The following is a 14,729-nucleotide window of genomic DNA, read 5'->3' as shown; positions in this document are numbered from 1 at the left end:
TATTACAGCAGAGAGGCGACGCTTTCACGTACCTGTGCCGGCCATACGCCACACTGAACCTGACCAATGTGCGGTAATTGCAGCAACAGCATGGTCAGACGCGACTGCCCAATGCCGCCACCAATTGTCTGCGGCATTTCACCGCGCAGCAGCGCCTGATGCCATTCCAGACTCAGGCGATCTTCATCACCGGTCAGAGACAGTTGGTGTTTCAGGGCGTCAGCATCTACACGGATCCCCATAGAAGACAGCTCAAACGCATCTTCCAGCACCGGGTTCCAGACCAGAATATCCCCGTTCAGACCGGCGTGACCCAGCTCGGACGCTGAACTCCAGTCATCATAATCCGGCGCACGTACATCGTGACGGTGACCGTCACTGAGCTTGCCGCCGATCCCCACCAGGAATACCGCGCCCAGCTCTTTAGCGATCGCACGTTCACGACCTTTTGCATCAAGATCCGGATAACGAGATAACAACTCCTGGCTATGAACAAAGTGGATCTGCTCTGGCAGGAACGGTGCCAGACCAAACTCTTTGCTAACCGCAGCCTCAGTAGCCTTAATACCCGCCCAGATAGCCTCTACCGTGCTTTTCAGAGTGGAGAATTGACGCTCACCGTCGCCCATCACGCGCTCCCAGTCCCACTGATCAACATACACTGAGTGCAGCGGGGAGAGGCGATCTTCATCGGGACGCAGGGCCTTCATGTGCGTGTACAGCCCTTCACCTGCGCTAAAGTCGTGTTGTCCTAACGTTTGACGCTTCCACTTCGCCAGTGAATGAACCACTTCGAATTGAGCGTCTGGCAATGCTTTAACCTTCACCTGCACCGCTTTTTCACAGCCCGACAAGTTATCCTGCGTGCCATCTCCAACGCGGCTGAGGATCGGTGCCTGAACTTCGATCAGACCTAAACGCTCTTCCAGCTGACGAGAAAAATGAGATTTTACGAAGCTAATTTGACGTTGTTTGGCAATGTAAGCGGTTTTCATTATGTGTACTCCTGTGTCCTGTTGCCTATGATTAAGCAACAGAATGGAGGTAATATTCAATAATCAACAAACAAAAAGCCGACTTCGATTTTGATTCGTTAAAATTAACGTCTAAAATAGAGGGAATCATTAATCTACATAAGAAAAACCTATGGAAAATTATCAGATCGACAATCTGGACCGCGGCATTCTTGACGCCCTGATGGAAAATGCCCGTACCGCCTACGCAGAATTAGCCAAACAATTCGGCGTCAGCCCAGGAACAATTCACGTACGTGTAGAAAAGATGAAACAGGCCGGGATTATTACCGGCGCGCGGATTGATGTGAGTCCCAAACAGTTGGGCTATGACGTCGGCTGCTTTATCGGCATCATCCTGAAAAGTGCGAAAGACTATCCGTCAGCGCTGGCCAGACTGGAAAGCCTCGATGAAGTGACCGAAGCGTATTACACCACCGGGCACTACAGCATCTTTATTAAGGTGATGTGCAAGTCGATCGACGCGTTGCAGCAGGTACTTATCAACAAGATCCAAACAATTGACGAAATTCAGTCCACGGAAACCCTGATCGTCCTGCAAAACCCGATCATGCGTACCATCAAGCCGTGATCGCTTTTTTTAATACCCTGGTTTTCCACAGGTAGATCCCAGCTCGCTCACAGCGTACAATACGCCCTCTTTATAAAGGTGGGCGATCATGGCAGACATCACTCTTATCAGCGGTAGTACGCTTGGCAGTGCGGAATATGTAGCAGAACATCTGGCTGAAAAGCTGGACGACGCCGGTTTTTCCAGCGAAATACTGCATGGGCCAATGCTTGAAGAGGTTCCGACTGACGGCATCTGGCTGATTATTAGCTCTACGCACGGTGCGGGAGACATTCCTGACAACCTACAGCCTTTATATGATGCGTTACGCGAGCAAAAGCCGGACCTGTCACAAGTGCGGTTTGGCGCAATCGGGATCGGAAGTCGTGAATATGACACCTTTTGCGGCGCAATCGACAAGCTGGAAGCCGAATTGAAGACCTGTGGAGCAAAACAGGTAGGCGAAACGCTCAGGATCAACGTACTGGAACATGAAATTCCGGAAGATCCGGCTGAAATTTGGCTGGGATCGTGGCATCCATTGCTCAGAGATTTGTAAAGATCGTACTTTTTTATGTGGATAACTCTGGTTAAAAGCTTGGATCAACCGGTAGTTATCCCAAGAACAACCGTTGTTCAGTTTTTGAGTTGTGTATAACCCTTCATTCTGATCCCAGCTTATACGGACCAGGATCACCGATCATTCACAGCTAATGATCCTCAGCAACCTGTTGATCTTATTCAAAGGATCGCCCTTATCCACAGAAACTTGCGATCCTAATAAGAGATCACAATAAAACAGATCTCTAAATAAAAAGATCTTCTTTTTAATACCCAGGATCCCAGGTCTTTCTCCATCGACTAAAGTTGAGTAGAATCCACGGCCCGGGCTTCAATCCATTTTCACACCGCGTTATGCGAGGCAATTACCATGTTTTATCAGGATCCTTTTGACGTCATCATCATTGGCGGGGGTCATGCAGGCACCGAGGCCGCAATGGCCGCGGCGCGAATGGGTCAACAGACTCTGCTTTTGACACACAATATCGACACTCTGGGGCAGATGAGCTGCAATCCGGCGATCGGCGGTATTGGGAAGGGACACCTGGTAAAAGAAGTGGATGCGCTTGGTGGGTTGATGGCAAAAGCGATCGACCATGCAGGTATCCAGTTTAGGATACTAAACGCAAGCAAAGGGCCAGCCGTTCGCGCTACCCGAGCTCAGGCCGATCGCGTGCTCTATCGCCAGGCGGTACGTACCGCGCTGGAGAATCAACCCAACCTGATGATCTTCCAACAGGCGGTTGAAGATCTGATTGTTGAAAACGATCGTGTTGTGGGCGCAGTGACCCAAATGGGACTGAAGTTCCGTGCCAAAGCGGTTGTATTAACCGTGGGGACTTTCCTCGACGGCAAAATTCATATTGGTCTGGATAACTACAGCGGTGGCCGTGCTGGCGATCCGCCGTCTATCCCGCTGTCACGTCGTCTGCGTGAACTGCCGCTGCGCGTCAGCCGCCTGAAAACGGGTACACCGCCGCGTATCGATGCGCGCACTATTGATTTCAGCGTGCTTGGCCAGCAAAACAGCGATAACCCGATGCCGGTCTTCTCATTCCTGGGCGATGCTTCTCAACATCCGCGCCAGATGCCGTGTTACATCACGCATACCAATGAGAGAACCCATGACGTGATCCGCAATAACCTCGATCGTAGCCCGATGTACGCCGGCGTGATCGAAGGTATCGGCCCGCGCTACTGCCCGTCGATCGAAGACAAAGTGATGCGCTTTGCCGATCGTAACCAGCATCAGATCTTCCTCGAACCGGAAGGACTGACGTCTAACGAAATTTACCCGAATGGCATCTCTACCAGCCTGCCGTTCGATGTGCAGATGCAAATTGTCCGCTCTATGCAGGGAATGGAAAATGCCAGAATCGTCCGCCCTGGCTACGCTATTGAGTATGATTTCTTCGATCCGCGCGACCTGAAACCTACTCTGGAAAGCAAATTCATCCAGGGTCTGTTCTTTGCGGGACAGATTAACGGTACAACCGGTTACGAAGAAGCCGCCGCGCAAGGCATGCTGGCTGGTCTGAACGCCGCACGCTTGTCTGCTGAGAAAGACGGCTGGGCACCGCGTCGCGATCAGGCTTATCTTGGCGTGCTGGTGGACGACCTGTGTACGCTAGGCACTAAAGAACCGTACCGCATGTTTACCTCACGCGCAGAATACCGTTTGATGCTGCGTGAAGATAACGCCGACCTGCGTCTGACCGAAATTGGTCGAGAACTGGGTCTGGTGGACGATGAGCGCTGGGCTCGCTTCAACGAGAAGCTGGAGCGCATCGAACAAGAACGCCAGCGTCTCAAATCAACCTGGGTAAACCCGTTAGCGGAATCTGCAGCAGAAGTGAATGCTCACCTGGCAACGCCTCTGTCACGTGAAGCCAGCGGTGAAGATCTGCTGCGTCGCCCGGATATGACCTATGCTCAGTTGACCTCTTTATCTGCGTTCGCACCAGCGCTTGACGATGCTCAGGCCGCGGAACAGGTTGAGATTCAGGTGAAATACGAAGGGTATATCGCCCGTCAGCAGGAAGAAATTGAAAGACAGCAGCGTAATGAGAACACCCTGTTGCCTGCAACGCTGGATTATCGCCAGGTCTCTGGCTTGTCGAATGAAGTCATCGCCAAACTGAACGATCACAAACCGGTATCGATCGGTCAGGCATCGCGCATTTCCGGCGTAACGCCTGCCGCCATCTCCATTCTGCTGGTATGGCTGAAAAAACAAGGTATGCTGCGCCGCAGCGCTTGATAACTCTCATTTGGCGGGGGCGCTTCGCTTGCCCGCCGTACAAATTTGTAGGCCCGATAAGCGAAAGCGCATCGGGCATTTGATTATTAACAGGTAACGACCGTGCTCAACAAACTCTCTCGTCTGCTGGCTGATGCCGGTATTTCTCTTACCGATCACCAGAAAAATCAGCTGATTGCGTATGTCGATATGCTGCACAAATGGAATAAAGCGTACAACCTGACGTCGGTGCGGGATCCTAACGAAATGTTGGTGCGCCATATTCTGGACAGCATTGTCGTCGCGCCGTATCTGAAGGGGGAGCGTTTTATCGATGTGGGGACGGGACCTGGCCTGCCGGGAATTCCGCTCTCTATCGTGCGCCCTGAAGCGCATTTCACACTGCTGGATAGCCTGGGAAAACGCGTCCGTTTCTTGCGTCAGGTGCAGCATGAGCTTGCGCTTACTAACATCACGCCTGTGCAAAGCCGTGTTGAAGAATTCCCTTCAGAACCGCCGTTCGATGGGGTCATTAGCCGTGCTTTTGCATCACTCAATGATATGGTGAGCTGGTGCCATCATTTGCCAGGACCTGATGGACGTTTTTATGCGTTAAAAGGGCAGTTGCCTGCAGATGAAATTGACTCGCTGCCAGCAGAATTCAGCGTCGAGTCGGTTGAAAAATTACGCGTTCCGCAGTTGGAAGGCGAACGTCATTTGGTGGTTATTAAGCCAAACAAAATTTAATTTTTATCAAAAAAAATAGAAAAAAAACGGCAGTTCAGGTGTTAAAAGTCATAGGGAATAGTGTGGTTAAATGTCGTTACATTTCACCAATGCCTTACGGTTTTGCATCATAACTATAACGTACCGTTTTTTGTTAAAAGCGAAACAAGTCAGCTGTGAAAATATCAGTCTGCTAAAAATAGAACGTAAGAATCACCCGTTGTGTTAATTTTTTATTATAAATGTCAATGCGTGGTTTTTTTGTTGTTAGCTGTTGTTTTTTAAATAGTGGCTATTTTTACGCTTAAATATCAAAAAGATGAAAAGGCATCATTTGCCACGTAAATAAATTATGCGAAGGTGAATATGTTCAATATGTGATCTGGTGCACGCTTTGCCGCCAGTGTTTACGCGGCATTTGCAGTTTTGCATGATCGTTCACAGTTTGCCAAAAAGTGATAAATGTGGGGTAGCGAAAAATATTTAAACATTTATTCACTTTTTAGCTACTTATTGTTTGAAATCACGAAGCCGCACCGTATAATTTGACCGCTTTTTGATGCTTGACTCTAAGCCATAAAGAACGTTTTATACGACACGCGGCATACCTCGTAGGGAGCAGGAGTAAAAACGTGATGTCTATGTCGCTCTTGAGTCGAAACGTTGCTCGTAAGCTTTTGCTCACACAGCTTCTGGCGGTAATAGCAAGTGGATTGCTGTTTAGCCTCAAAGACCCTTTCTGGGGCATCTCCGCGTTGTGCGGTGGATTGGCAGTGTTACTGCCTAACGTGTTGTTTATGATATTTGCCTGGCGTCACCAGGCGCATACACCAGCTAAAGGTCGAGTAGCCTGGACGTTCGCTTTCGGCGAAGCCTTCAAGGTGTTAGCGATGCTGGTTTTGCTGGTGGTGGCGTTGGCTGTTTTGAAAGCGGTATTCATGCCGCTGATCGTTACGTGGGTTTTGGTGCTGGTGGTTCAGATACTGGCGCCGGCTGTAATTAACAACAAAGGGTAAAGGCATCATGGCTTCAGAAAATATGACGCCGCAGGATTACATAGGACACCATCTGAATAACCTTCAGTTGGACCTACGTACATTCTCGCTGGTGGATCCGCACAACCCCCCAGCCACCTTCTGGACGCTCAATATTGACTCCATTTTCTTCTCGGTGGTTCTGGGTCTGTTGTTCCTGCTTATGTTCCGTAGCGTAGCCAAAAAGGCGACCAGCGGCGTACCAGGTAAATTTCAGACCGCGATTGAGCTGGTAATCGGCTTTGTGCATGGTAGCGTGAAAGACATGTACCATGGCAAAAGCAAGCTGATTGCTCCGCTGGCCCTGACGATTTTCGTCTGGGTATTCCTGATGAACTTGATGGATTTGCTGCCTATCGACCTGCTGCCGTACATCGGTGAGCATATCTTTGGCCTGCCGGCTCTGCGTGTGGTTCCGTCTGCTGACGTGAACATCACCCTGTCGATGGCGCTGGGCGTATTTATCCTCATTCTGTTCTACAGCATCAAAATGAAAGGCATCGGTGGCTTCGCGAAAGAGTTGACGCTGCAGCCGTTCAATCACTGGGCGTTCATCCCTGTCAACTTAATCCTTGAAGGGGTAAGCCTGCTGTCCAAACCAATTTCTCTTGGTCTGCGACTGTTCGGCAACATGTATGCCGGTGAGCTGATTTTCATTCTGATTGCTGGTCTGTTGCCGTGGTGGTCACAGTGGATCCTGAATGTGCCATGGGCCATTTTCCACATACTGATTATCACGCTGCAAGCCTTCATATTTATGGTTCTGACGATTGTCTATCTGTCGATGGCATCTGAAGAGCATTAATTTACCAACACTACTACGTTTTAACTGAAACAAACTGGAGACTGTCATGGAAAACCTGAATATGGATCTGCTGTACATTGCTGCCGCTGTGATGATGGGTCTGGCGGCAATCGGTGCTGCGATCGGTATCGGCATCCTCGGGGGTAAATTCCTGGAAGGCGCAGCGCGTCAACCGGATCTGATTCCTCTGCTGCGTACTCAGTTCTTTATCGTTATGGGTCTGGTGGATGCAATCCCAATGATCGCTGTAGGTCTGGGTCTGTACGTGATGTTTGCTGTCGCGTAGTAAGCGTTGCTTGAATTAAGAGCAATATCAGAACGTTAACTAGATAGAGGCATTGTGCTGTGAATCTTAACGCAACAATCCTCGGCCAGGCCATCGCGTTTGTCCTGTTCGTTCTGTTCTGCATGAAGTACGTATGGCCGCCATTAATGGCTGCCATCGAAAAACGTCAAAAAGAAATTGCTGACGGCCTTGCTTCTGCAGAACGAGCACATAAGGATCTTGACCTTGCAAAGGCCAGCGCGACCGACCAGCTGAAAAAAGCGAAGGCGGAAGCTCAGGTAATCATCGAGCAGGCGAACAAACGCCGCGCTCAGATCCTGGACGAAGCTAAAACTGAAGCAGAGCAGGAACGTACTAAAATCGTGGCACAGGCGCAGGCGGAAATTGACGCCGAGCGTAAACGTGCTCGCGAAGAGCTGCGTAAGCAAGTTGCTATCCTGGCTGTTGCTGGCGCCGAGAAGATCATCGAACGTTCCGTGGATGAAGCTGCTAATAGCGACATCGTGGACAAACTTGTCGCTGAACTGTAAGGAGGGAGGGGCTGATGTCTGAATTTATTACGGTAGCTCGCCCCTACGCCAAAGCAGCTTTTGACTTTGCCGTTGAGCACCAAAGCGTTGACCGTTGGCAGGATATGCTGACGTTTGCCGCTGAGGTGACTAAAAACGAACAAATGGCAGAGCTTCTTTCTGGCGCACTGGCGCCGGAAACGCTCGCTGAGTCGTTTATCGCCGTGTGCGGTGAGCAGTTGGACGAAAGCGGCCAGAACCTGATTAGGGTAATGGCTGAAAATAACCGTCTGAATGCGCTCCCGGATGTTCTTGAGCAGTTTATTCACCTGCGTGCAGCCAGTGAGGCTATCTCTGAGGTAGAAGTCACTTCTGCCAATGCACTGAGTGATGAACAGCTTACGAAGATTAGTGCAGCGATGGAAAAACGTCTGTCACGCAAAGTTAAGCTGAATTGCAAAATCGATAAGTCTGTAATGGCAGGCGTAATCATCCGAGCGGGTGATATGGTCATTGATGGCAGCGTACGCGGCCGTCTTGAGCGCCTTGCAGACGTCTTGCAGTCTTAAGGGGACTGGAGCATGCAACTGAATTCCACCGAAATCAGCGAACTGATCAAGCAGCGCATTGCTCAGTTCAATGTTGTGAGCGAAGCTCATAACGAAGGTACTATTGTTTCTGTAAGTGACGGTGTTATCCGCATTCACGGCCTGGCCGATTGTATGCAGGGTGAGATGATTTCCCTGCCGGGTAACCGTTACGCTATCGCACTGAACCTGGAGCGCGACTCCGTAGGTGCAGTTGTGATGGGTCCATACGCTGACCTTGCCGAAGGCATGAAGGTTAAGTGTACGGGTCGTATTCTGGAAGTTCCGGTTGGCCGTGGCCTGCTGGGTCGTGTGGTGAACACTCTGGGTTCCCCGATTGACGGTAAAGGTCCGGTTGATAACGATGGCTTCTCGCCAATCGAAGTTATCGCACCAGGCGTAATCGAACGTCAGTCCGTCGACCAGCCAGTACAGACCGGTTATAAATCTGTTGATGCCATGATCCCAATCGGTCGTGGCCAGCGTGAGCTGATCATCGGTGACCGTCAGACAGGTAAAACTGCGATGGCAATCGACGCCATCATCAACCAGCGTGATTCCGGCATCAAATGTGTGTACGTGGCTATCGGCCAGAAAGCGTCCACCATTTCCAACGTGGTTCGTAAACTGGAAGAACACGGCGCACTGTCCAACACCATCGTTGTGGTGGCGACTGCGTCTGAATCTGCTGCACTGCAATACCTGGCGCCATATGCCGGTTGCGCAATGGGCGAATACTTCCGTGACCGCGGCGAAGATGCACTGATCGTTTACGATGACCTGTCTAAACAGGCTGTTGCTTACCGTCAGGTTTCCCTGCTGCTCCGTCGTCCGCCAGGACGTGAAGCATTCCCAGGCGACGTATTTTACCTCCACTCCCGTCTGCTGGAACGCGCATCCCGCGTAAACGCGGAATATGTTGAGAAGTTCACCAATGGTGAAGTGAAAGGTAAAACCGGCTCCCTGACCGCTCTGCCGATTATCGAAACCCAGGCGGGTGACGTTTCTGCGTTCGTTCCGACCAACGTAATTTCCATTACCGATGGTCAGATCTTCCTGGAAACCAACCTGTTCAACTCCGGTATTCGTCCGGCTGTTAACCCGGGTATCTCCGTATCTCGTGTAGGTGGCGCAGCGCAGACCAAGATCATCAAGAAACTGTCCGGTGGTATTCGTACCGCACTGGCGCAGTATCGTGAACTGGCAGCGTTTTCTCAGTTCGCTTCCGACCTGGATGAAGCTACGCGTAAGCAGCTGAGCCACGGTCAGAAAGTAACTGAACTGCTGAAGCAGAAACAGTATGCCCCAATGTCTGTAGCACAGCAGGGTGTGGTGCTGTTTGCGGCTGAACGCGGTTACCTCGAAGATGTGGAACTGGCGAAAATCGGTAGCTTCGAAGCCGCTCTGCTGGCTTACGTTGACCGTGACCACGCTCCGCTGATGCAAGAGATCAACCAGTCCGGTGGCTATAACGATGAAATCGAAGGCAAGCTGAAAGCTATCCTCGATTCCTTCAAGGCAACCCAGTCCTGGTAACGTCTGGCGGTCTGCTTTAGGGCGGACCGCAAGGCATTGAGGAGAAGCTCATGGCCGGCGCAAAAGAGATACGTAGTAAGATCGCAAGCGTCCAGAACACGCAGAAGATCACTAAAGCGATGGAGATGGTCGCCGCTTCCAAAATGCGTAAATCGCAGGATCGCATGGCGGCCAGCCGTCCTTATGCAGAGACCATGCGCAAAGTGATTGGTCACCTTGCGAATGGTAATCTGGAATATAAGCACCCTTACCTGGAAGAACGCGACGTTAAACGCGTGGGCTACCTGGTGGTGTCGACCGACCGTGGTCTGTGCGGTGGCTTGAACATTAACCTGTTCAAAAAGCTGCTGGCGGATATGAAAACATGGTCCGATAAAGGCGTTCAGTGCGATATCGCAATGATCGGCTCTAAGGGCGTGTCTTTCTTTAACTCCGTTGGCGGTAATGTGATTGCTCAGGTAACCGGTATGGGGGATAACCCTTCCCTGTCCGAACTGATCGGTCCGGTTAAAGTGATGCTGCAAGCCTACGATGAAGGTCGTCTGGACAGACTGTACGTTGTCAGCAACAAATTTATTAACACCATGTCTCAGACGCCAACCATCACCCAACTGCTGCCTCTGCCGGCATCAGATGATGATGAATTGAAGCGTAAATCCTGGGATTACCTGTATGAACCAGACCCGAAAGCGCTGCTGGATACCCTGCTGCGTCGTTATGTCGAGTCTCAGGTTTATCAGGGCGTGGTAGAAAACCTGGCCAGCGAGCAGGCCGCACGTATGGTGGCGATGAAAGCCGCGACCGACAATGGCGGCAGCCTGATTAAAGAGCTGCAGTTGGTATACAACAAAGCTCGTCAGGCCAGCATTACTCAGGAACTCACCGAAATCGTCGGTGGTGCATCCGCGGTATAACCAGGTTAATTCGTAGAGGATTCAAGATGGCTACTGGAAAAATTGTCCAGGTAATCGGCGCCGTGGTTGACGTCGAATTCCCTCAGGATGCCGTACCGCGCGTGTACGATGCTCTTGAGGTTATGAATGGTAAAGAGAGCCTGGTGCTGGAAGTTCAGCAGCAGCTCGGCGGCGGTATCGTACGTACCATCGCCATGGGTTCTTCCGACGGTCTGCGTCGTGGTCTGGAAGTTAAAGACCTCGAGCACCCGATCGAAGTCCCGGTAGGTAAAGCAACTCTGGGTCGTATCATGAACGTCCTGGGTCATCCGATCGACATGAAAGGCGATATCGGTGAAGAAGAGCGTTGGGCTATCCACCGCGCGGCTCCTTCCTATGAAGAGCTGTCCAGCTCTCAGGAACTGCTGGAAACCGGCATCAAAGTTATCGACCTGATGTGTCCGTTCGCTAAGGGCGGTAAAGTTGGTCTGTTCGGTGGTGCGGGTGTAGGTAAAACCGTAAACATGATGGAGCTGATCCGTAACATCGCGATCGAGCACTCCGGTTACTCCGTGTTTGCGGGCGTAGGTGAACGTACTCGTGAGGGTAACGATTTCTACCACGAAATGACCGACTCCAACGTTCTGGACAAAGTATCCCTGGTATATGGCCAGATGAACGAGCCGCCGGGAAACCGTCTGCGCGTTGCTCTGACCGGTCTGACCATGGCAGAGAAGTTCCGTGACGAAGGTCGTGACGTACTGCTGTTTGTCGATAACATCTATCGTTACACCCTGGCCGGTACTGAAGTATCTGCACTGCTGGGTCGTATGCCTTCAGCGGTAGGTTACCAGCCGACTCTGGCGGAAGAGATGGGCGTTCTGCAGGAACGTATCACCTCTACCAAAACCGGTTCTATCACCTCCGTTCAGGCGGTATACGTACCTGCGGATGACTTAACTGACCCATCGCCAGCAACCACCTTTGCTCACTTAGATGCAACCGTGGTACTGAGCCGTCAGATCGCATCTCTGGGTATTTACCCGGCAGTTGACCCGCTGGATTCCACCAGCCGTCAGTTGGATCCGCTGGTTGTTGGTCAGGAACACTACGACACTGCGCGTGGCGTACAGTCCCTGCTGCAGCGTTATCAGGAACTGAAAGACATCATCGCCATCCTGGGTATGGATGAACTGTCTGAAGAAGATAAACTGGTGGTAGCACGTGCGCGTAAGATCCAGCGCTTCCTGTCCCAGCCGTTCTTCGTTGCGGAAGTATTCACCGGTTCTCCGGGTAAATACGTATCCCTGAAAGACACCATCCGTGGCTTTAAAGGCATCATGGAAGGCGAATACGACCACCTGCCAGAGCAGGCGTTCTACATGGTTGGTTCTATCGACGAAGCCGTGGAAAAAGCCAAAAAACTTTAACGCCTTAATCGGAGGGTGATATGGCAATGACTTACCACCTGGACGTCGTCAGTGCAGAGCAACAAATGTTCTCTGGTCTGGTCGAGAAAATCCAGGTAACGGGTAGTGAAGGTGAACTGGGTATTTTCCCGGGTCACGCACCGCTGCTCACCGCCATTAAGCCTGGTATGATCCGCATCGTTAAACAGTTCGGTCATGAAGAGTTTATCTATCTGTCCGGCGGCATTCTCGAAGTGCAGCCTGGCAGCGTGACCGTCCTGGCTGATACCGCGATTCGCGGACAGGATCTCGATGAAGCGAGAGCCCTGGAAGCGAAGCGTAAGGCTGAAGAGCACATCAAGAGCTCTCATGGTGACGTGGATTACGCTCAGGCATCTGCGGAACTGGCCAAAGCGATCGCGAAACTGCGCGTTATCGAGTTGACCAAAAAAGCGATGTAACACCGGCTTGAAAAGCACAAAAGCCAGTCTGGTTTCCAGGCTGGCTTTTTTTTGGGTTTTGTTTCAGTAAGAGTGAAACTAAAAAGCTATTTTATTGTTTTGTGATTTGTATCACAAAAATGTTGATCGGTTAAAAAATGAGGCGTAGACTTCTTTTTGTGATATATGTCACATAATTAATTCAGATAAAAACAGGATATCAACATGAAACTGATTAACAAAATCATCGCGCTTTTCAGCAGCATGGAAGTTTAGTCTTCCCTGAACTGCTCTGTGGCGCGATGCTTCATACGGTTACCTGCTCGCGCCATCTGTTAATAAATTCCCCTCCCCCGTATTATCATTTGTACTCTTTCCTTTTAAAACTGTATTTCTCCTGTCTGTTTTTTCTGCTTTTCACTGAATCACTTTAATAAAATTGTATTTTTCTTTTGTAGCTCTTTATTCATGCAGTAAAAAAATAGCAAAAACATTAACCTAAGGCTTTAATAAGAGCAGACTCCTGGTTTTTGGGAGACAAAAGACGCCGAAATAGATGAAAATAGATAGTTATCAGAGGGAAAACTTCCCCGATTGAACGTTTTATCTTCGGTCCATTTTACGCTGAAAAAAATGTAGTATTTTCAATGTGAAACGGTATAAATTCGTTCTCAAATTACAGTCAGGACGTGTATGTTGAATAATGCTATGAGCGTCGTGATCCTTGCCGCAGGCAAAGGCACGCGTATGTATTCCGATCTCCCTAAAGTGCTGCATACCCTCGCAGGAAAACCGATGGTTCAGCATGTCATTGATGCTGCTAATGAATTAGGTGCGACTCACGTACATCTGGTCTACGGGCACGGTGGTGATTTGCTCAAGCAGACGCTGAAAGATGGCAATCTAAACTGGGTTTTGCAGGCAGAGCAGTTGGGCACCGGCCATGCAATGCAGCAGGCAGCGCCATTCTTTGGTGATGACGAAGACATTTTAATGCTCTATGGCGATGTGCCGCTGATCTCTACCGATACCTTGCGTCGCCTGCGTGAAGCCAAACCGCAGGGTGGCATTGGCTTGTTAACGGTAAAACTGGACGACCCGTCCGGTTATGGGCGTATTACGCGTGAAAACGGTAACGTCACCGGTATCGTTGAGCATAAAGATGCAACCGACGAGCAGCGGCAAATCCAGGAAATCAACACCGGTATTCTGATTGCCAATGGCGCAGACATGAAACGCTGGCTGTCCAAACTGACTAATAACAATGTGCAGGGTGAATACTACATCACCGATATCATTGCGATGGCATACCAGGAAGGGCGCGAAATTGCTGCGGTACATCCGGCACGTATTAGCGAAACGGAAGGGGTGAATAACCGTCTTCAGTTATCCCGTCTGGAGCGCGTGTATCAGTCCGAGCAGGCAGAAAAACTGCTGTTAGCGGGCGTGATGCTGCGCGATCCTGCACGTTTTGATCTTCGCGGTACGCTTATTCACGGGCGCGATGTTGAAATTGATACTAACGTTATCATTGAAGGTAACGTAACCGTTGGGGATCGCGTCAAGATTGGCGCCGGCTGCATCATCAAAAACAGCGTTATTGGTGAAGGTTGTGAGCTTAGCCCATACAGTGTGGTTGAAGATGCCCATCTGGAAGCCGCTTGCACCATCGGCCCATTCGCGCGTCTGCGTCCGGGCGCTGAGCTGCAGGAAGGCGCGCACGTGGGTAACTTTGTCGAAATGAAAAAAGCGCGTCTGGGTAAAGGCTCCAAAGCCGGTCACCTGACCTATCTGGGCGATGCGGAAATTGGCGATAACGTGAACATCGGCGCGGGTACGATCACCTGCAACTACGATGGTGCCAATAAGTTTAAAACCATTATTGGTGATGATGTGTTTGTGGGTTCTGATACTCAGCTGGTGGCGCCTGTCACCGTGGGTAAAGGTGCGACGATTGCCGCAGGAACTACCGTAACGCGTAATGTTGCCGATAACGAACTGGTATTAAGCCGTGTACCTCAGGTCCATAAACAGGGCTGGCAGCGTCCGGTGAAGAAGAAGTAATTTATTTTGCCGGATGGCGGCCTACGTGCGGTGACGTTCTGTAGGCCTTATAAGCG

General features: G+C 50.6%; 15 protein-coding genes. 14 read left to right on the top strand and 1 reads right to left on the bottom strand.

Going from position 1 to position 14,729, the window contains the following annotated elements:
* Positions 1 to 2: 2 nt before the first annotated feature.
* Positions 3 to 995, bottom strand: a complete 993-nt coding sequence (asnA, locus tag OGW16_RS10350; protein WP_003827009.1) for an aspartate--ammonia ligase — start codon at positions 993 to 995, stop codon at positions 3 to 5.
* Between the two features lie 151 nt (positions 996 to 1,146).
* Between asnA and asnC the strand changes: the two genes are divergently transcribed.
* The 14 genes from asnC (at position 1,147) to glmU (ending at position 14,673) form a co-directional block, all read left to right on the top strand.
* Complete coding sequence (gene asnC, locus OGW16_RS10345) at positions 1,147 to 1,605, top strand: transcriptional regulator AsnC (RefSeq protein ID WP_003023780.1); 459 nt, start codon at positions 1,147 to 1,149, stop codon at positions 1,603 to 1,605.
* Positions 1,606 to 1,693: 88 nt separating this feature from the next.
* The gene (gene mioC, locus OGW16_RS10340; RefSeq protein WP_080625926.1) at positions 1,694 to 2,143 is read left to right on the top strand and encodes an FMN-binding protein MioC; all 450 of its coding nucleotides are present in this window, start codon (positions 1,694 to 1,696) and stop codon (positions 2,141 to 2,143) included.
* Between the two features lie 372 nt (positions 2,144 to 2,515).
* Positions 2,516 to 4,405 carry a tRNA uridine-5-carboxymethylaminomethyl(34) synthesis enzyme MnmG gene (gene mnmG, locus OGW16_RS10335; protein ID WP_016155085.1) on the top strand — a complete coding sequence of 630 codons (1,890 nt, stop codon included), beginning with the start codon at positions 2,516 to 2,518 and terminating at the stop codon, positions 4,403 to 4,405.
* Positions 4,406 to 4,507: 102 nt separating this feature from the next.
* Entirely contained in the window at positions 4,508 to 5,131 is a 624-nt protein-coding gene (rsmG, locus tag OGW16_RS10330) for a 16S rRNA (guanine(527)-N(7))-methyltransferase RsmG (protein WP_047407700.1), read from the top strand.
* 614 nt (positions 5,132 to 5,745) lie between these two features.
* Positions 5,746 to 6,126, top strand: a complete 381-nt coding sequence (atpI, locus tag OGW16_RS10325; protein WP_043018820.1) for a F0F1 ATP synthase subunit I — start codon at positions 5,746 to 5,748, stop codon at positions 6,124 to 6,126.
* 7 nt (positions 6,127 to 6,133) lie between these two features.
* Positions 6,134 to 6,949, top strand: a complete 816-nt coding sequence (gene atpB, locus OGW16_RS10320; RefSeq protein WP_003023792.1) for a F0F1 ATP synthase subunit A — start codon at positions 6,134 to 6,136, stop codon at positions 6,947 to 6,949.
* 46 nt (positions 6,950 to 6,995) lie between these two features.
* On the top strand, positions 6,996 to 7,235 hold the full coding sequence (gene atpE, locus OGW16_RS10315; RefSeq protein WP_003023794.1) for a F0F1 ATP synthase subunit C: 240 nt from the start codon (positions 6,996 to 6,998) through the stop codon (positions 7,233 to 7,235).
* A gap of 59 nt (positions 7,236 to 7,294) precedes the next feature.
* Positions 7,295 to 7,765 (top strand): F0F1 ATP synthase subunit B, encoded by a 471-nt coding sequence (gene atpF, locus OGW16_RS10310; protein ID WP_003827022.1) that lies wholly within the window; start codon positions 7,295 to 7,297, stop codon positions 7,763 to 7,765.
* A gap of 14 nt (positions 7,766 to 7,779) precedes the next feature.
* A complete protein-coding gene (gene atpH, locus OGW16_RS10305) occupies positions 7,780 to 8,313 on the top strand; it encodes a F0F1 ATP synthase subunit delta (protein WP_006687767.1) in 534 nt (177 codons plus the stop codon).
* A 12-nt stretch (positions 8,314 to 8,325) separates the two neighbouring features.
* Positions 8,326 to 9,867, top strand: coding sequence for a F0F1 ATP synthase subunit alpha (atpA, locus tag OGW16_RS10300; protein ID WP_003023802.1), 1,542 nt, complete (start codon positions 8,326 to 8,328; stop codon positions 9,865 to 9,867).
* 50 nt (positions 9,868 to 9,917) lie between these two features.
* Positions 9,918 to 10,781, top strand: a complete 864-nt coding sequence (gene atpG, locus OGW16_RS10295; RefSeq protein WP_003023804.1) for a F0F1 ATP synthase subunit gamma — start codon at positions 9,918 to 9,920, stop codon at positions 10,779 to 10,781.
* Positions 10,782 to 10,807: 26 nt separating this feature from the next.
* A complete protein-coding gene (gene atpD, locus OGW16_RS10290) occupies positions 10,808 to 12,190 on the top strand; it encodes a F0F1 ATP synthase subunit beta (RefSeq protein ID WP_003023806.1) in 1,383 nt (460 codons plus the stop codon).
* Between the two features lie 20 nt (positions 12,191 to 12,210).
* Entirely contained in the window at positions 12,211 to 12,630 is a 420-nt protein-coding gene (locus OGW16_RS10285; RefSeq protein WP_003023809.1) for a F0F1 ATP synthase subunit epsilon, read from the top strand.
* 672 nt (positions 12,631 to 13,302) lie between these two features.
* Positions 13,303 to 14,673: a bifunctional UDP-N-acetylglucosamine diphosphorylase/glucosamine-1-phosphate N-acetyltransferase GlmU gene (gene glmU / locus OGW16_RS10280; RefSeq protein WP_048227373.1), complete on the top strand. Its 1,371-nt coding sequence runs from the start codon at positions 13,303 to 13,305 to the stop codon at positions 14,671 to 14,673.
* Positions 14,674 to 14,729 lie beyond the last annotated feature (56 nt).

This window comes from Citrobacter sp. Ce104, from assembly GCF_030334595.1.
Lineage (GTDB): Bacteria > Pseudomonadota > Gammaproteobacteria > Enterobacterales > Enterobacteriaceae > Citrobacter > Citrobacter europaeus.
Note: the sequence above shows the minus strand (reverse complement) of the source record. Positions and strands in the feature narration are given on the sequence as shown.